The organism is Rhodospirillales bacterium (assembly GCA_016712595.1).
GTDB lineage: Bacteria > Pseudomonadota > Alphaproteobacteria > Rhodospirillales > Defluviicoccaceae > Defluviicoccus.
In genome coordinates this window covers 886,935-904,288 of sequence record JADJQT010000002.1, presented here as the reverse complement: position 1 = coordinate 904,288, position 17,354 = coordinate 886,935, and the positions used below count along the sequence as shown (strand labels likewise).

Below are 17,354 nucleotides of genomic sequence, written 5' to 3'. Positions count from 1 at the left end.
GTACTACGCAGATCCAGGTTGCAAGGGGCCGTGACAGTAAAGGCGATGCCATAAGGCAATCCTGCTGTCGAGTGCATCGCGTTTGCCAAAGATCAGCTTGTCGAAGTCGGCCGCTCAATCGTCACGGGCATCCGCAACGCGGGAGACCGAAGGACGCGCCGCCAAATCCAAAAGAGGCCGTTCCTCCCGATGATCGAGCCACGCCACACGTGCGCTCGGGGCTCGGCTCGGCCGGGTTTCCCTCAGACGGAAATGGCGTTTCGCCGCGGGCTTCCGTGGGGCGCAGCGCGGAGGTATTGTGGTGGCCAGGACATCGCGACCCCGAGTTCGCGGGCAGCGCGCAGCGGCCAGTAGGGGTCGCGAAGCAATTCCCGGGCTACAAGGACAATGTCCGCCTGGCCACTGCGCACGACGTGATCCGCCTGGGCGGGATCGACGATCATGCCGACCGCTCCCGTCAAAACGCCGGTGGCGCGTCGGATCTGTTCGGCAAACGTCGCCTGATATCCGGGGCCGACCGGAATGCTGGCGCTATGAACGTTCCCGCCCGACGAGCAATCGACCAGATCGATGCCGAGGGACGAGAGGCGCCGCACCAGTTCGATCGATTGCTCGACATCCCAGCCACCATCCATCCAGTCGGTTGCGGATATGCGGACGAAGACTGGCAGCCGATCCGGCCAAACCCGGCGGACGGTCTCCACAATTTCTCGCGACAAGCGCATGCGATTGTCGAGCGATCCGCCGTACATGTCCGTTCGCCGGTTGCTCAACGGCGATAAAAACTCGTGCAAAAGATAGCCGTGGGCGGCATGAACTTCGATGACATCGAAACCGGCGTCGAACGCCCGTTGCGCCGCACGTCCGAAGGCCTCGACAACTGCGCTGATGTCGTCAGCGGCCATTTCCCGGGGCATCGGATATCCGTCGGTGAACGCCAGCGCACTGGGCGCAACGACATCGGTCCACCCGCCATCTTGCTCATCGACAAGTCCGTCACCATCCCACGGTCTGCGGGTGCTCGCTTTGCGTCCTGCGTGCGCCAGCTGGATGCCGGCGAGACCGCCTTGCTCATGGATAAAGTGGGTGATCCGCGCCAAGGGCGCGACGTGGGCGTCACTCCAGATCCCCACGTCCTGTGGGCTGATCCGTGCCTGCGGCAGCACCGCGGTGGCCTCGACGAAGACAATACCGGCACCGCCCACCGCCCGGCTGCCGAGGTGCACCAGATGCCAGTCGTTCACCAAGCCGTCCACGCACGAATACTGGCACATTGGGGAGACGGCGATGCGGTTGGGAACCGTGATCGACCGGAGCTTCAAGGTCTCGAAGAGATGCGCCATGCCTCAGCCCTTTCTGTCGCGGTGAATGCCGCCCGAAATGCCTTCGCTCGCTGCTTCGGTGTCCTCCTCGGCGGCAAGCTCGGCGAGCCATAGCACGCGGTGGCGCTGTCTTGAAACCACAAGACCTGCGACCATACGTCACATCATTCGTCAATTCCGCCTCACGCGCCATCGGCCGCGCGAGAAGCGTGATGAATTTTCCTGAAGGATTTTAGGACCGCCGCGTGGACCAGTCTGGGTCTTGCACCGTCAGCCCCTGTGATCGGCGTGAACGCCGGACCTCAGGGTTAAAACGGGAGACGCTGAGAAGTCCACGTCGGCAAAGATGACGACGCCAAGGTTACGAAAGCGTTCTGGCTAATGCCTGCCCTCGCTCCAGCGTTCGAGCGCTGAATACCTTCCGAGATGCGCCAGCCACGGAGCCCGATCTCGAAATCTGCCGCCGGCAAGGTACGCTGCGATCGCTTCCTCACCCGTCTATTTCAATCGCTGACCCCCTCAGCGGGTGTTGGCGGTCAAACGAGGACGACGATAGGAAACGCGCGGGTCACGGCACCTTAATTGTCAATATCGCCGATAGGATGGATAGTTCTTAGACATCTCTCAACAACAACGACAAAAAATGCCGCGCGTGGTGAAGTCAACGCCAACAAAACCGTCCATATGCACTCAAGAACGATGGTCCAGCGGACCAGTCGACGGAGTCCAGTTCATTTGGGCATCACGCAGGCAGCGGTTACGAAGAGCGTTGCTATATACCTGCAAGGTCTGATCCACCATGCGCTCAATGCTCATTTCGCCGCTTTTGCGCAGCGATTCCACGCCCATCTTATGCCGTCGCTCCGAATCGCTCAACAGACACTCGACTGCGTCAACGAGAGCATCCAATTCGTCCTGCGGTACGATAAATCCCGTCTCGCCGCTCTCGATCGCTTCGGCGACGCCTCCAACGTCGGTTGCGACCACCGGTACCCCTACCGCGAGCGCTTCAAGCAAAACGTAAGGCATCCCTTCATAAAGGCTCGGCATCAGCAGTACGTCGAACGCTGGCAGAACCGTCGGACCCTGTCGATCGGTCACCCAGACCAAGCGCTCGTACACACCGGCACGACGAGCCAGATCGTGAACCTGCTCTCGCAATGGGCCCGTTCCGACGACGATTCCGCGCGCGTTCGGCAAGCGCCCGACGATTCGCTCCATGACCGCGACAAACCGCTCGGGAGCCTTCTGCGGCACCAGACGGCCGATAAATCCGACACAAAGCTCCTCGGCGGCGATACCCAGGGACGACCGGACAGCGAGGCGGTCGATCCCGTGTACAGCAGGAATTCCGTTAACGACGGTACTGACCTTCGATGCCGAAACCCCCTGCGCTATGATGTGCCGCCGCTCGTCCTCGGACACGGCGATGATGACATCACAGTGCGCCCGCGCCAAGCCAACCTCGATGAGACGATAGAATTCGCGAAATGCCGGATGCAGCGTCGGGTCCATCGTCCGCATGGCGTGGGGCGTATAAACATTCGTCGATTGCGTTCCTAGCGTTGCCAGCCGCGCCAACACGCCTGCTTTCGAGGAATGCGCGTGAACGATATCGAATCCCCCGGCGCGAGCGATGTACCGCCGTATCTGCCATAGGCAGGCAATGTCCGAAAAATGCGGCTCGCGACGCATCGGCACCTGCTGAAGGTGAACGTTCTTGACGTCTTTAAGCGCTGCGAGCGAATCACGGAACGTCTTGTCTGCGCGCAGTTCCGAGTAAAGGAGGTGGACCTCACACTCGGATTTGCTTAACCCATGGACGAGCTCAACCACGTGCCGGCCGGAACCGCCGCCACTTGCCTCGAGAACGATCAAGACCTTCGGCGGAATTTCGCCGCTATTCTTGAATACCGCCTCAGGCTGCCCAACCCCTTGGGATTTGATCCTCAACAATTTTGGTTCTCCCACGACCCCCTCCCCGCGATTCCTACCGCGTGCGCTCGGCTGGCCCCAAGACCACCACTCGGAGCTGCGTTGCGACGACACTTTTCACACTATACACAAGCGCCGCGTATCGCATTGTGATGGAGAGCACTCTCTATCAGAGATCGTATCGTTGCCAATTTCGGGTGATCCGTATCGACGCGTGTCGAATGGCGACGATAGCTTCGGATTAATCCTGGTCAATCCAAAGACGCGGGATAGCTGGATCCTCTACTCGAAGGTCGCAATGATACCTTGAGGCGAAAAAGCCGTGTCGACGCGCGTACATCAGAGTCACCCATCGGCCTTCACGGTACAAGTGAAATTTTATCCATCTCATTTTCGTCAATTATTACGGTGACGAAATTACTATTTGAAGTGAGTTCCGTGCATATTTGGAATATATATATTCTTATAACATGCAATAATACTATATATTTGCAAGATATTTACAACAAGTTACTGTGGGTTGCCAGGGGATATCGGGGTAATTTCGCGATTCCGCGTCATCTTATAATACAAAAAGTCATTCATCTCTGAGAAAATGGGCAAAAGTTGTTTGCACAATGGCCAGCGTGCCAACCTGTTTTGTATCCTTGATCGATCAGGCGCGGACTTTGTGCCCCCCGTCGTGACGCGACGCTCGATTACGCCAGATGGACGGAGCGAACGCGTTCACTTAGCGGCCGGGCGCCGGCAAGTCGGATCTGTCGGCGTGGACTGTTCCGTTTCGTTCTTCCGGCTCCGACTCGTGAAGGTGAACCGTGCCACGGACAGCACAGCGCAATCGGCAGTAATGTACATTGCCGCTTCGTCCGGTGGTTGAGGAGCCGCCTGAAAAGCGTCATCAACTTGAAAGCATCCCGGGCCACACAAAAAAAGCGAGTTTTTCAAATGGTTTCTCCGAATTCGGCGAGCGCGTCATCCACAGTCGGCGATAGTGGAGACTATCGGATCGACGCGTTGATCGAAGGCGACAAGTGGGGTGGGTCGGTCGGGGTCGGTGCGACCATCTCCTATAGCTTTGCTTCGACGTCCTCTGTCTGGGCGTCCGGCTATGGTCTCGGAGAGCCTAGCAAATCCGGCTATCAACCGCTCAATGCGACAGAACAGGCTTGGTTCCGTAGCGCGCTCGCGGCCTGGTCCGATGTGGCGAATGTTAAGTTCGTCGAAACGACGGAGACAAGCTCAAATGTCGGCGATATCCGTGTCGCTTATTCATCCCTGTCGAGTATTGATTCGAATGCGTATGCTTGGAGCTACTATCCTTCATCGTATGCGGAATCTGGAGACGTCTGGCTTAACGACGACTATAGTTGGTCATATGGTGTTGGTAGTTACAGCTATATGACGCTGATTCACGAAATCGGCCACACGCTCGGACTAAAGCACCCGTTTGAGGGGGGTGATACGCTCCCGACATTAGAGGACAACTACCAATATACGCTTATGTCCTACACGGACAGCGACGGCGCCGACGTCTATCCGAGCACGCCGATGCTCTATGATGTGCTGGCTATTCAGTACATTTATGGCGCGAACTACGCGACACGCTCGGGTGACACGGTTTACACTTCGAATCCCGGCGAACTTCGTGCGCGCGCAATCTGGGACGGAGGCGGCAACGATACGTTCGATCTATCGGCGCATACGAGTTGGGTGGACGTCGATCTGCGTCCGGGAGGGTTCAGCTCAATCGGGCTGAACAGCGACGGCTCGCACGCGATCGACAACATTGCCATCTGCTTTGGCACAGTGATCGAAAACGCCATCGGTGGCAGCGGCGACGATACGATCGGCGGGAATACCGCGAACAATCACCTCGACGGTGGTGGCGGGAACGACCAGCTTTTCGGTGGAAACGGGGCCGACAGCCTCGCGGGTGGCACGGGAGACGATTTATTAAACGGTGGCGCCGGCGCGGATACGCTCGACGGCGGGACAGGCGTCAACACCCTGTTTGGGGCTGGCGGAGACGACCTTTACCTCCTCAGTTCGGCACGCGATATCATCATCGAGCGTGCCGGTGCAGGTATCGACAGCGTCCAAAGTTTTGTGACCTGTTCGCTGTCGGCTAATGTTGAAAATCTGACGTTGCTCGGCAGCGATGATATCGACGGCACCGGCAACGCGCTGGCGAACACGCTGAATGGGAACGCGGGGGCCAATCTGCTTGCCGGTGCCGCAGGATACGATACGATTTTAGGTGGAAGCGGCGGCGATACCATCCACGGTGGCGCGGGCAATGATTCGGTGATCGGCGGCAATGGTCCCGATGCGTTGCTGGGAAACATCGGCAATGACACGCTGAGGGGAGGTGCCGGCGACGACTGGATGTCCGCCGGTGACGGTCGCGACAGCCTTGACGGCGGCGACGGCCGTGACACGCTGCTCGGTGGCGCAGGGGCGGATACGCTCAACGGCGGCGCCGGCAACGATACGCTCGACGGCGGTGGCGGCAACGATCAGTTGTTCGGCGGCGCCGGAGGCGACTGGTTCCTGCTCCGGGATCTTAACAATGGCGTTGCCGAGACGATTACGATCATCGGTTATTGGGGCAGCGGCGGCGATGTCATCGACCTGCCGCTGGGCGCGGCCAGTGTGGTGAGCGAAGCCCACGACGGCGATGCCTGGGTGCTTACCCTCGCCGGCGATGGCGACGTCCTGCGGCTCGAGAGTGCCATTGATCAGGGCACCATTGGCACCATTCTTGATGATATCCTCTTCGTCTGAGGCGGCGCGGCGATGGATTCTGTTGCCCAGGTTAGAGCGGTCGGCATTGCGGTATGAAAAGGGGCTGACATGGCCGGAACGTCGATCCGGAGCGCAGCGCCACAGCCGTCTCGGCCGCGCCGAGGCCCAGACGCCGGGCTTCTTTCCGTCATCGTGCCAATGCACAATGAAGCCGAAAACGTCGCCCCGTTGCTGGCACGGCTACGCCCGGTTCTCGATCGCGTCGGACTGCCCGCCGAGATCGTGTGTATCGATGACGGGAGTTCGGACGAAACGTTAGTCCACCTCGCCGGCGAACGCGAACACGATCCGCGTGTAAAGATTCTGCGGCTCAGCCGCAACTTCGGCAAAGAGGTCGCCATTGCCGCCGGCCTCCTCCACGCCGCCGGCGATGTCGCGGTCCTGATGGACGCCGACCTGCAACACCCTCCCGAAACGATTGAGCTGTTCGTCGCGCGATGGCGGGAGGGATACGAAATGGTCTACGGCGTCAGGAGGGACTGGGAGCGTCGGTCTGCTGCCCGGCGCCTCGCTTCCAATATGTTCTATCGCATCTTCGCCGTCGTTGCCAAAACGGAACTTCCTCGCGGCGCCGGCGATTTTCGCCTGCTCGACCGGCGCGTGATTGATGCGTTGAACGCCTGCAGCGAACGTAGCCGCTTCAACAACGGCTTGTTTGCCTGGGTTGGCTTCCGTCATGTCGGCGTTCCGTTCGAAGTTGGCGGGCGCAACCTGGGTGGCTCTCGTTGGAGCGTCTTTGCCTTGTGGCGATTCGCGATCGATGCGATCACCGCATTCAGCATGATGCCGCTGCGCGTCTGGTCCTATCTCGGTGGCTTTGTTTCGATATTCGCGCTCTCTTATGGCGGGTTCATCGTCCTGCGAACAGTGCTCTTTGGCCGAGACGTCCCCGGTTATGCTTCGCTGATCACCGCAATCACCTTTTTTGCCGGCGTGCAACTCATCAGCCTGGGCGTGATTGGCGAATACCTCGGCCGTGTGTTCACCGAGGTCAAGCAAAGGCCACTTTACGTCATCGCCGATGCGGTCGGATTCAATGAACACGACGGCGACGAAAAGGCTGATACGAAACGGCGAGAATAGATTCGACAAAATCCCATAATCACCAAAAATCGGGGAGCGCAGCGCAAATACATCCAAATGGAGCGGTGGAGATGCGGCGCGGGCCGCGATATCGATTTGACGCCATGACCCACTCAGTGTTGAGCGCCTCGTTCGGCCATTCCGGCGATAGAGCGACGATCCTTGACGACACCGAGAACGACGCCCAGGCGCTTGATCTCAATGATCGTCCGACCATTGCAGATGCGATCGCAGTTGGTGTTGGTCGTCGAAATGAAGAAATCGGCGTCCTGACAGTCATCCGCGGTACGCAGTTGTGGCGGCGCATAGGCGGTCAGTGGCCAGGACGACGTACACAGGTCGACATCATACGTCCGATCCGGAAGGCTCCCGCCGTTCTCGGCGGCCAATCGGTCGGTCAATCGATCGATTGCCTCGCGGGTGAAGTTCGACCAGTAATCGGTTTCGTACCGGCCGTTCGCGCCGGATACACCCCCGACGAGAAGATTGTAATAAACGTATTCATGGGGATGCAGCGCCACCATCGTCCACACATCCTTGACGACCGCGGACGCGAACAAGGTCAAGGCGAGGCCGAAGACGGTGCGCCATCTTCGGATAAGCGTGAACATTCGATCGAGGCCAGCCGCAGCGAGCACGCACATCGGCGTAACAACAAAGAGGAAATGCCTAAGCCCATTATAAAGGGCGGGTTCAGTTACAACTGCGTATAAAACTGGTAGCGTTGCCGCCAAGGTAATGATCAGCCATTGGCGGTACCTGATAGTGGAAAGGAAGTGGTCTGTGCGAGATATGCAGACGACGCTGGCGATAACACTCGCCAACAGGCCGACAAGAACCGATTCGGGCAGCTTGACCAAAAAGTATGCTGGAATATACCAGGGCGGTATGTCGTGCGAGCTGTACAGGTGGCCTGCGAGGACGGTCGGAATGTCGAACTGCGTGAGGTCGTGCACGGCAGTAAAGATGTTGCCTGGAGCCATCACGGACCAGGGCCACAACACCGCCATGAGCGCGAGCGCGACCACGACCGCAGGAAGCAAGCGGACCAACATGACGCCCGCGCCGATCATGGCCTGTCGCCTGCCGACACGTCGTGCCGAGTCGAGGCAATGCAGCGCGAGTACGGGAATTAGATAGAATCCGCCCAGCAATGCGCCGACGCGAATTCCCAGACTGAGGCCGGCCGCAGTACCGAGCCCCACGACGATCCGCAACGAAGGTCGCGGCAATTCCGGTAACAGGCGGCAGGACAAATAAAGCAGCCATGTCATGCCCGCGGCAAAGGGAACGTCCTTCGTATTGTTGAACATCGCGCCGTAATATGCCGGGCAGACGGTGAGCAAAACCACGGTTAACAGTCCGACGCGTGGGCCGCCTGCGAGACGCCCGAGACGCCAAGCGGCAAATATTCCGCAGAGCCCAATGATTGCGCAGATGAGGTGCCGGGTTTCGTAATCTGGAAGTGGTGAAAACACCGATACGATTGCCGCAATCAGATCAAACAGGCCGCCGTAAAGATAGAGATTAGAATATTCGAAGACTCGCGTATCGGTCAGCCCGGAAAGGTAATAGTCGAGAAGAAGTCTACCATAAGTATGCTGAACCTGCTCGTCGGTCGAGATTGCGAAATCGCCGAATGTCAAGACAGCGGCGATGAAGACCCCGACAAGGCAGATGATCGCGAGACGGTCGTACAGACGGCCATATGAGCCATCGATTGAAGCCGGCGCGACCGCGTTCGGCGGCCGCACGGGCAGGACGTCAACGTAGGCCACGGGACGGCTTTTTCCCTCAATATCCGATGAATATGCGCCGAAACTGTAATTGGCGACGCATGACTCGCCCGCTCAGCCGCCGGTCAGCCCTTCAGCCGTCCCGAAGCCTTTCACGACCGCCCCACCGTCCCATGTGTTCGCTCCCCGGGGCGCCCGCTATCGAGCGCGGCAATCTTGCTTGTTCGATGTGATTGGCGCAATTGAATTTCGCGTAATAATAGCGTGATATACAAGCGGGCGGTGCGCATAGGTCACGGACCCTGCGCTCCCCGTCACTTCTTGCCGATGGCGCCGGCCGTCACTGGCGAATCTCCCCTAGCGTGGATCGGATACCGGCATCTGAAGAGCCGCCACGCCGGTCGATCGTTCCAGACAACCAGCCGGCCGCGCGCCCAGCAAATACGCGTAGATAATATAGGCTTCGATCTGGCCGGCCGCGCATAATGTAAAGCGCTGATCCCGCAAGCGGGCGGGCGAAATGGTGAAACGCTCCAATCAGCGAATATTTATGCTTTCCCAAAACCCGTCCAAGTCCTCGCGCGTACGCATGCTGCCGATCACGTGCCCGTTTTGAGTAGTCGACAACCTTCTCGATATGGTGAACGAATATCTCCGGTGTGTAGATGACCGTCTTACCAACTTCGATCGCCCGCAACAGAAAGTCAGTTTCTTCGCCACTTCCCCAGGGCGTTCCGGCACCCACCCCCAGGGATTCGTCGAATGGGCCAGCCGCGGCGACCGCGTCCGCGCGGGCGAAAATGGTGTAGGAAATACCCATCCGCAGGACGTTCCCGCGGTTGGCCGTTTCAACGTGATCGAGCCAGCGACCCTGAGTATCTCGCATGGTGGCGTCGACCGAGCGACCCGAGACAACATCCCATTCAGAATGCTTGCGAAACAGACGCAAGACTGTCTCAAGGAGGGAAGCGGGATACCAGCAATCATCATCGGGGTAAGCGATGTAGCGTCCGGATGCCAGCGGCAAACCGGCATTTCGCCCGCGAGAAATGCCGCCGAAGCTGCGGACGTAGTGAATCGGGAAGCGTTGCTGGAAAGGCGCGAGAACTGACGCAAGACGGTCATCTTCGTTTTGATCCGAGACAATGAGCTCGAACGACCGCTCGGTTTGCGCATCAAGGCTGCGTAAGAACGCCGCAAGTTCGTCCGTCCTGTCCTTGGTCGACAAGACCAGGGAAAACTCAGGCGTGCGGTCGACAGGGTTGGTCGTGATCATCGAGTTTTCCGTTGTTGCTCCATTGGCCCGCCCGGTGATGCCGGCTGCCGGCGACCGGCCACTCCGTCCCGTCGCAACCGATTTACCATGCGACCGGGCTTTGCATCGCGATAAGCGGCGCACGCGTTGAGAACCCCGCCACCGTGACACGCATGGTCTAACCCATATCATCTTGGATGTCGGTGAGGCTCGTCACAGACGCTGGATGCATCAGTTGATAGATATCGTGCTCTGGTATGTTTGAGTTGACCGTCGTCGCAGAAGACATGCACGTCGTCGGGTACCGGGGCCGTTCACCGGCGATAGGCAACCACGGGCGCTATGACCGCCACGGCATGTTCGGTCGTCGTACGCCGAATGCGAAGAGGCGACTGGGGGCCAGAGTGGCGTTCGTGTCGTATTTGCGATCACTATGACCATCGGCACGCGGACACCGGAATTGACCGGACACCAGGAACAGGGAAAACGAAGAGCATGATGAGCAGGCTGCGTCGTCTCCTCGATCGCGCTCTCGGCAATGATCAGCGTCTGAGCACGCTGTTCCGCGGCTCAGCGCTGGTAATGGCAACCCAGATTGCCGGCATTGGCCTTGCTTATGCCATGCAGGTCATTGTCGCGCGGTGGGCAGGGGCGTTCGAATTCGGTATTTTCGCCTATGCCTGGACATGGATGAACCTCATCTTTCTTGTGGCGGCGTTCGGCTTGAACGAATCCGCGCTCAGGATGCTCCCAACCTATGCTGCGCACAGTGAATGGTCGAAGATGCGCGCGCTCGTCGTCCGCGGCCCAATGCTGGTCCTTACGCTCGGAAGCATGGCCGGTGCGACTGCCGTTGTCGGCTTGGCGCTGCTCGGCAATCACGTTGGTGAGCATTACCGCGTTCCACTGATGCTGACGTTTGCGGCCGCTCCCTTTTTCGGATTGCTCGCTTTCTTTCAAGGTGTTGGTCGCGCTCTAGGCGGTGTATTTGCGGCTTTCCTGCCCCGCTACATCGGCCTGCCCGCGCTTGTCCTGCTGGCTGTGGGGGCCATCGTTGTTTATGGCCGGACCCCAGACGCGGCACTTCTGGTCATGGTGACGGTAAGTGCTGCCGCAGTCCTGGCGATCGTGCAGGGTGTAACGCTGATTCGCGAATTGCCAGCGGAGGCCCGCCGGGTGCGAAGCATAAGCCCGGTTGGCGACTGGATGCGGCTATCCATGCCGTTCCTGTTTATCGCCGTATGCTTCGGCCTGCTCACCCATTGCGATCTGCTGATGGTCGGCTTTTTCCTCTCGGCGACCGATGTTGCCATTTATCAGGCGGCGTCGCGAACAGCAGCACTGGTGTCGTTTCCGCTGTTCGCTCTGAATGCGCTGGTAGCGCCAATGATAGCTCGACTGCATGCGGAAAAGCGGCTTGAGGACTTGCAACGCACCGTGACGATGGCAACACAGGTGGTCTTCTGGCCCTGTCTCGTCGGCGCTGTGATTGCCATCCTCGGCGGTCGCTACATACTTGGCATTTTCGGCACGACATTCGAATCGGGACATATGGTGATGTCGATCCTCGTGCTCGGCCACTTGATCAACGTCGGCACCGGCCCGGTTTCGTATCTGATGACAATGACCGGCAATCAGGATCGCTGTGCCGTGGTTTGGGCGAGCACGGTCGTTGGTCAGTTCGCGATCAACCTCCTGCTCATACCACATCTTGGACTGATCGGTGCCGCGATCGGAACCACGCTTGCCACCAGCTTCTTGTGCGTTTCATTGACGATCCTTGTTCGCCAAAAGCTGAACATTCGCGCGCACGCGTTTGTGCCGGTGTGTCAAACCTTCGCCCGGGCAATCCGGCCGTAGCACCAAGGCCGGCAATTCCGCGTACGAGGCGACGCACATCCGCACAGTCCGCGAGATCATGCCCGGAATGGCGGCTGCAAACGCAGCCGAGAACGACGATCGATTTAGACGAAGAGATGACGATATGCTGACGATCTATATTAACGGTCGCTTCCTTGCGCAAAAAATGACAGGCCAGCAGCGGTTTTCGCGTGAACTCGTCTGCGCGATCGACCGCTGGCTGGAGAACGGTCACGCATCGCGCCTCGACTGTCGTTTTGTCATCCTCGCTCCCCCGGGCTCACATCCACTCGAAGATCTCCAACACATCGAAACCAAAATCGTCGGATCGTTCGACGGACATCTTTGGGACCAGATCGATCTGGCACGACACGCGTTCGGCGGCGTTCTGCTGAGCTTGTGTGGGACGGGTCCACTCCTTCATCCGCGCCATGTCGTAACGCTGCACGATGCCGCTCCGTTTGCCAATCCCGAGAACTTCACCCGGAAGTTTCGTCTTGCCTATTCGGTGCTGGTGCCTTTGCTGGCCAAGGCGGCGCGGCGCGTCGTCACCGTCTCGGAATTCTCGAAGCGAGAGCTTTCGCACTATTGCCGCATTCGGCCGGAGAAAATCGACGTCGTGCCAAATGGTGCCGACCATATCCTGCGCACGCCGGCTGAAACGTCCGTGCTCGCCGAATACGGCCTCGAAAATCGCCGCTTTGTTTTAGCTGTCGGTAGCATAAGCGCGAACAAGAATTTTGGCGCCGTCGTCGAGGCATTCAACCGGCTTAATCGCAGCGATCTTACGCTTGCCGTCGCAGGTGGACAGAACAGCAGCGTATTTTCCAGGTACGAAATCAAAGATACCGCGAACCTTGTGCGCCTCGGCTATATCTCAGATGCTGCGTTGCGCGCTCTTTATGAGCATGCACTGTGCTTCGTTCTTCCATCACTTTATGAAGGATTTGGTATTCCGCCAGTCGAAGCTATGCAGTGCGGCTGCCCGGTCGTCGTGTCGACCGCGCCAGCTCTGATCGAGACGTGCGGCGACGGCGCCTTGTTCTGCGATCCGCATCGACCGGACGAGCTGGCGGAGAAGATCGCGCAGTTCGCCGACGACGCTGAGTTGCGCGAGCGCATGCGTGCGCGCGGCCGGGCGCGCGGCGGGCGATTCACCTGGGAGCGATCTGGTGAGCGCCTCATGCGGATACTTCTTGAGCTTGCGCAAAAAGGCGAGGAGAAAGCCTTCGAGCCCGTCTCGTGACGACGAGGCCAAGCGGCGGGTTCTCTGATCAGCGGGAGTAGCGAGCGCATGCGGGTGCGGTTGGCGTGGACCGCGCTTTGCGCCCCGATATTGCCATACCAGCGGAGCGGCGCTGCGGCTCGGCGACGCGCGCCTTCCGACGCTGCCGTCGAGAACTTTCAGAACCGCGCGGGAGCGGTAGCCCCTGTCGGCAGCGAGGCCGCCCGTCTCTGTTGGCGATGGCGCACCATCTTCGCCGGATCGTATGGCGTGCACACCGCCTCGGACGCCTATAGCCCCGTGACCTGACCCCCTGAAACTCCTCCAAAGATGCGCAGAGTCCGGCCCGGGGAGGCGCAGACGAATGAAGCGATCGAGGTTCACGGAAGAGCAGATCATCGCGATCCTGAAGGAGCAGGGGTCGGGGTGGCAGAGCTGTGCCGCAAGCACGGGGTCAGCTCGCCGACGTTCTACAAATGGAAGACCAGATACGGCGGCCTGGACGTGTCGGAGGCGCGACGGCCGAAGGCGCTGGAGCGCGAGAACGCGCGGCTGAAGCGGATTGCTGGCGGACCCCATGCTTGACAACGCTGCGCGACGGGAGGCGGTGGCGTATCTGCACCGGGCCTTCGAGATGAGCGAGCGGCGGGCGTGCCGGGTGATCGGGGCCGATCGGACGAGCGTGCGCTACAAGGCTACGCGCCCTGACGACGGGGCCCTGCGCGAGCGGCTGAAGGCTCTGACCCAGGAGCGGCGGCTTTTCGGCTATCGGCGGTTGCACGTCATGCTCCGCCGTGAGGGCCATGCGGTGGACCGTAAGCGGGTCCAGCGGCTCTTTCGCGAGGAGAAGCCGTGAAGTGGACCCCGAATTTGGGACCAGGGGCTTGATTGGAGCGGGGTCGGCTCCGTCGTGGTAGACGGAGATGATGATGAAGAAGCCGAGACGGAAGCTCGATGCGGCGCTGAAGGCGAAGATCGCGCTGGAGGCACTGCGGGAGCAGGCGACGGTGGCGGGCCTGGCGGTGCGTTATGAGGTTCATCCGAACCAGAGCTATGCCTGGAAGAAGCAGCTCTTGGACAACGCGGCGCCGGCCTTCGATCCGGGCGTCGGCATCGACGCGGACGAGGCGCGCGAGCGGGAGATCGAGACGCCGCACGCCAAGATCGGGCAGCTGACGGTCGAGCGGGATTTTTAGCCAGGAGGTCCGGGCGTGTACCGGCCAGCGCCGGCGAACGACGACGCCGATCTGGCGCTGATGCTACGGATCGACGGGCTGTTCACCGCTTGGCCGTTCCTCGGCTCGCGGCGGATGACGGGGATGCTGCGGGCGGAAGGTCTCTCGGTCAACCGCAAGCGGGTGCAGCGGCTGATGCGGCGGATGGGGATCGTAGCCCTGGGGCCGAAGCCGCGGACGACCAAGCCGGCGCCGGGGCACAAGATCGTCCCGTATCTGCTGCACGACCTAAGCAGCGATTCGTAGGTTTGCACACGTTTTGGATTGGCGTTCGTTGTTGAGGTCAGTGACGGCAGCATGGATGGCGCGGTCGAGATGGTCGAGGTCTCGGAAGGTCTGATGGGCGAGGAAATGCCGCTTCAGGTCACGCCAAGCATGTTCGATGTCGTTCAACTCGGGGGCGTACCTCGGCAGCCATTCGACGCACAGCCATGGCCGCGCGGCGAGGGCGGCACGCGACGCCTTGCTGGTATGAATGGGACCGTTGTCGATGACGAGCACGACCGGCTTCGTCGGTCGGCCGGGGCGCGGGCCATGGAGCTCGTCGAGCCGCGTCAGCAGAGCGATGAAATCGCTGCTTCGCTTGCTCCGGCTGGTCTCGACGACCAGCGTGCCGGCCGCGAAGTCGAGCGCGCCGATCATCGCCACCTTGCGCGCCTGGCCGGGCGCTGCGACGCGCAGGTCGGCGCCGCGCCCGGCCCACACATGCGCGAGATAAGGATGGGTGAGCGCCTCGGACTCGTCTTCGAACAGCAGCACGAGGTCGCCGGCCTGGGCCTGCTGCTTCAGCAGACGAAGCCGCAGGCCGGAGCGATCGACGGCCTGGGCGTCCTGCCGCCCCTTCAGCGTGTGCCGGGGTCGCCGCCAGCGAAAGCCCCCTTTTGCGCATCACCACGCTCAGCCGCGACTTGGAAATCCGCTCGCCGGTGCGCCGCTCGATCTCGTTCTGCAACCGCGGCAGCGTCCAGTTCCGCCGATCGGCAACCTCGTCCGTCAGCACTGCCGAGACCACCGCCAGCGCCGCCCGCGCCTTCACCGGCTCCGGCCCCGGTGCCTTGCGGGCGCGCAGGCCCGCCACCCCTCGCGACCGAACGTCCAGCGCCAATGGCGCACGCTGTTCGGCTCGACCGAAAACGCTTCGGCAATCCGAGCGCTCGACCAACCCTGCAGCGACAACAAAATCGACCGCGCCCGATCCGCTTACGCCCGATCCGGCGAACCGGCCAGCGCACGCAACTCCTCGCACTGCTCCGCCGTCGCCACTACCCGAGGACGACCCGCCATGACAACACCAAAATCCAGTGATCCCTCCACCAGAGCCTGCCATATGTGGATCGCCCAAGGGAATCCTGCTTAGTGATCGACCGGCCGAACCAGGTGTGGGCGGCGGATATCACCTACATCCCGATCGGCCGTGGCTTCCTCTACCTGGTGGCGATCATCGACTGGGTGAGCCGGGCGGTACTGGCCTGGCGGCTGTCGAACACGATGGACGTCGCGTTCTGCGGCGACGCCCTCGACGAGGCGCTGGCGCGCTTCGGCCGGCGCGATATCTTCGATACCGACCAGGGCAGCCAGTCCATCAGCGCCGCCTTCACCGGCCGGCTGGCGAGCGCCGACATTCGGATCTCGATGGACGGCCGATGGATGCAACGTCTTCATCGAACGGCTGTGGCGGTCGCTGAAGGACGAGGACGTCTATCTGAAGGGCTACGCCGATGGTCGCGATGCACGCATCGGTATTACCTCGTGGATCGGAGCTGGAAGCCCGGGAAAACGGATCGTGCCCGGTTCGAGCGGGTGGCGGGCGGCCTTTGCATCTTGCGGGTCGGTGCCGCGGGGGTGTTGGCCCTCGAGCCGCCGCGCAGCCCCGATGGCGACGACGCGCTATTCGCGCGTGCCCGGTCATGGACGTCCATGACCCCCTACCGACCGACACGGCATGCCGGCAGAACCTGCGATGCATCGACAGCGACGACGCGCGATCTGATCGGTGAATGCTTGCGGCGCGGCCTGCCGAGGCCTGAAATCGAGATGATCCGGATTGAGCAAGGCCCACGAGGTAGCATCAGGGGTCAAGCGCAGTTGCACTTCGGTGTCACCGTCGCGGGGCCGATCATGCTCGGCCGGGACGCCCATCGGGGCGGCGGCCTGTTCGCCGCTGTGAAACGACAACAAGATGGAGCCCCTTCCGAGACGCGGCAGGTTATTGATATTATGGAATAAATCTTTCTTTGGGATGAGTATCGATCGGCACCGATGTGAACCCGTGAGGACGATCGCGTTCATAAGCAAAACGCTGCGATTGGCGATTTGATCGAGATGCTGCCGTTGCGGGTTCGGCGGAGTTGGCGGTCGACAGCGGTTCTGAGGACCGCAACGAGTTGCATAGCAGGCGGGATGCGGTCCCAGAGGGTTCGAACGCGCTCCCGTCCGCGGGGCGACCGGCGGGTGGTCTGGCCGGCGATAACGCGCTGTGACCAGCGGTAGCCCATCTCGTGGAAGTAGAGGTCGGCGTGCTCCGGACTGATGTGATGGAACACGCCAGCGGCGGTACGGCGGACGCGGGAATTGAATCTGGAGGCTTCTGTGAGGTCGCGGACGAGGTCTTCGGCGTGCGCCGGCGCGACCTCATCGAAGCCGGATTGAACGAACCCGCGGATGGCCGAGCTATGGGGATTGTTGCTGCGTCTGGTGGTCCGAGACCGCTTTCGGGCGGCTCGGCATGGGGATCGATCCGGCGCGGTCGAGGCCGGCGACGCCGGGCGGTTGGTGGCAGCAGTGAGCTGAACCGGGGTTTCGTGGGGCGCCGCGCCGGACCTGGTGCTGCCGGAACGGTTGTTGGGCAAGACGATGGGTGCCGGCACACGGCAGCATCGGTGCTGGACAGGCGGGGCA

At 60.9% G+C, this 17,354-nt stretch carries 14 protein-coding genes and 1 pseudogene; 8 read left to right on the top strand and 7 right to left on the bottom strand.

The window, feature by feature from the left end:
* Positions 1-242: 242 nt before the first annotated feature.
* A complete protein-coding gene (locus IPK66_15990) occupies positions 243-1,343 on the bottom strand; it encodes an NADH:flavin oxidoreductase/NADH oxidase (protein ID MBK8176692.1) in 1,101 nt (366 codons plus the stop codon).
* 669 nt (positions 1,344-2,012) lie between these two features.
* Positions 2,013-3,278, bottom strand: a complete 1,266-nt coding sequence (locus tag IPK66_15985) for a glycosyltransferase (GenBank protein ID MBK8176691.1) — start codon at positions 3,276-3,278, stop codon at positions 2,013-2,015.
* Between the two features lie 924 nt (positions 3,279-4,202).
* Here IPK66_15985 and IPK66_15980 point away from each other — a divergent pair.
* Positions 4,203-6,041, top strand: a complete 1,839-nt coding sequence (locus IPK66_15980) for a matrixin family metalloprotease (GenBank protein MBK8176690.1) — start codon at positions 4,203-4,205, stop codon at positions 6,039-6,041.
* Between the two features lie 69 nt (positions 6,042-6,110).
* Positions 6,111-7,145 (top strand): glycosyltransferase family 2 protein, encoded by a 1,035-nt coding sequence (locus IPK66_15975; GenBank protein MBK8176689.1) that lies wholly within the window; start codon positions 6,111-6,113, stop codon positions 7,143-7,145.
* A gap of 113 nt (positions 7,146-7,258) precedes the next feature.
* Here IPK66_15975 and IPK66_15970 read toward each other — a convergent pair whose 3' ends face one another.
* Positions 7,259-8,923 (bottom strand): glycosyltransferase family 39 protein, encoded by a 1,665-nt coding sequence (locus tag IPK66_15970; protein MBK8176688.1) that lies wholly within the window; start codon positions 8,921-8,923, stop codon positions 7,259-7,261.
* A 298-nt stretch (positions 8,924-9,221) separates the two neighbouring features.
* On the bottom strand, positions 9,222-10,157 hold the full coding sequence (locus tag IPK66_15965; GenBank protein ID MBK8176687.1) for a glycosyltransferase: 936 nt from the start codon (positions 10,155-10,157) through the stop codon (positions 9,222-9,224).
* A 477-nt stretch (positions 10,158-10,634) separates the two neighbouring features.
* Here IPK66_15965 and IPK66_15960 point away from each other — a divergent pair, with 477 nt between their 5' ends.
* The 5 genes and pseudogenes from IPK66_15960 to IPK66_15940 all read left to right on the top strand — a co-directional run bounded on the left by IPK66_15960 (position 10,635) and on the right by IPK66_15940 (position 14,702).
* Positions 10,635-11,996, top strand: coding sequence for an oligosaccharide flippase family protein (locus IPK66_15960; GenBank protein MBK8176686.1), 1,362 nt, complete (start codon positions 10,635-10,637; stop codon positions 11,994-11,996).
* Between the two features lie 124 nt (positions 11,997-12,120).
* Positions 12,121-13,242, top strand: coding sequence for a glycosyltransferase family 4 protein (locus IPK66_15955; GenBank protein ID MBK8176685.1), 1,122 nt, complete (start codon positions 12,121-12,123; stop codon positions 13,240-13,242).
* A gap of 343 nt (positions 13,243-13,585) precedes the next feature.
* A pseudogene (locus IPK66_15950) lies at positions 13,586-14,071 on the top strand (transposase).
* A gap of 73 nt (positions 14,072-14,144) precedes the next feature.
* Positions 14,145-14,417, top strand: coding sequence for a transposase (locus tag IPK66_15945; GenBank protein MBK8176684.1), 273 nt, complete (start codon positions 14,145-14,147; stop codon positions 14,415-14,417).
* A 15-nt stretch (positions 14,418-14,432) separates the two neighbouring features.
* Entirely contained in the window at positions 14,433-14,702 is a 270-nt protein-coding gene (locus IPK66_15940; GenBank protein ID MBK8176683.1) for a transposase, read from the top strand.
* On the opposite strand, the gene IPK66_15935 is transcribed toward IPK66_15940, so the two are convergent.
* A complete protein-coding gene (locus IPK66_15935) occupies positions 14,685-15,302 on the bottom strand; it encodes an IS630 family transposase (GenBank protein MBK8176682.1) in 618 nt (205 codons plus the stop codon). The two genes, IPK66_15940 and IPK66_15935, sit on opposite strands and share 18 nt — an antisense overlap.
* A 186-nt stretch (positions 15,303-15,488) precedes the next feature.
* A complete protein-coding gene (locus tag IPK66_15930; protein MBK8176681.1) occupies positions 15,489-15,632 on the bottom strand; it encodes a hypothetical protein in 144 nt (47 codons plus the stop codon).
* Between the two features lie 180 nt (positions 15,633-15,812).
* On the opposite strand from IPK66_15930, the gene IPK66_15925 reads away from it, so the two are divergent.
* On the top strand, positions 15,813-16,682 hold the full coding sequence (locus IPK66_15925; GenBank protein MBK8176680.1) for a DDE-type integrase/transposase/recombinase: 870 nt from the start codon (positions 15,813-15,815) through the stop codon (positions 16,680-16,682).
* A 59-nt stretch (positions 16,683-16,741) separates the two neighbouring features.
* Here IPK66_15925 and IPK66_15920 read toward each other — a convergent pair whose 3' ends face one another.
* Complete coding sequence (locus IPK66_15920) at positions 16,742-17,323, bottom strand: transposase (GenBank protein ID MBK8176679.1); 582 nt, start codon at positions 17,321-17,323, stop codon at positions 16,742-16,744.
* Positions 17,324-17,354: the final 31 nt, after the last annotated feature.

Excerpts from the sequence above, each read along its gene's own strand:
- IPK66_15945 (MBK8176684.1), top strand. The coding sequence starts at position 14,145 with ATGATGATGAAGAAGCCGAGACGGAAGCTCGATGCGGCGCTGAAGGCG.
- IPK66_15990 (MBK8176692.1), bottom strand. The coding sequence starts at position 1,343 with ATGGCGCATCTCTTCGAGACCTTGAAGCTCCGGTCGATCACGGTTCCC.
- IPK66_15980 (MBK8176690.1), top strand. The coding sequence starts at position 4,203 with ATGGTTTCTCCGAATTCGGCGAGCGCGTCATCCACAGTCGGCGATAGT.
- IPK66_15975 (MBK8176689.1), top strand. The coding sequence starts at position 6,111 with ATGGCCGGAACGTCGATCCGGAGCGCAGCGCCACAGCCGTCTCGGCCG.
- IPK66_15965 (MBK8176687.1), bottom strand. The coding sequence starts at position 10,157 with ATGATCACGACCAACCCTGTCGACCGCACGCCTGAGTTTTCCCTGGTC.
- IPK66_15960 (MBK8176686.1), top strand. The coding sequence starts at position 10,635 with ATGAGCAGGCTGCGTCGTCTCCTCGATCGCGCTCTCGGCAATGATCAG.
- IPK66_15955 (MBK8176685.1), top strand. The coding sequence starts at position 12,121 with ATGCTGACGATCTATATTAACGGTCGCTTCCTTGCGCAAAAAATGACA.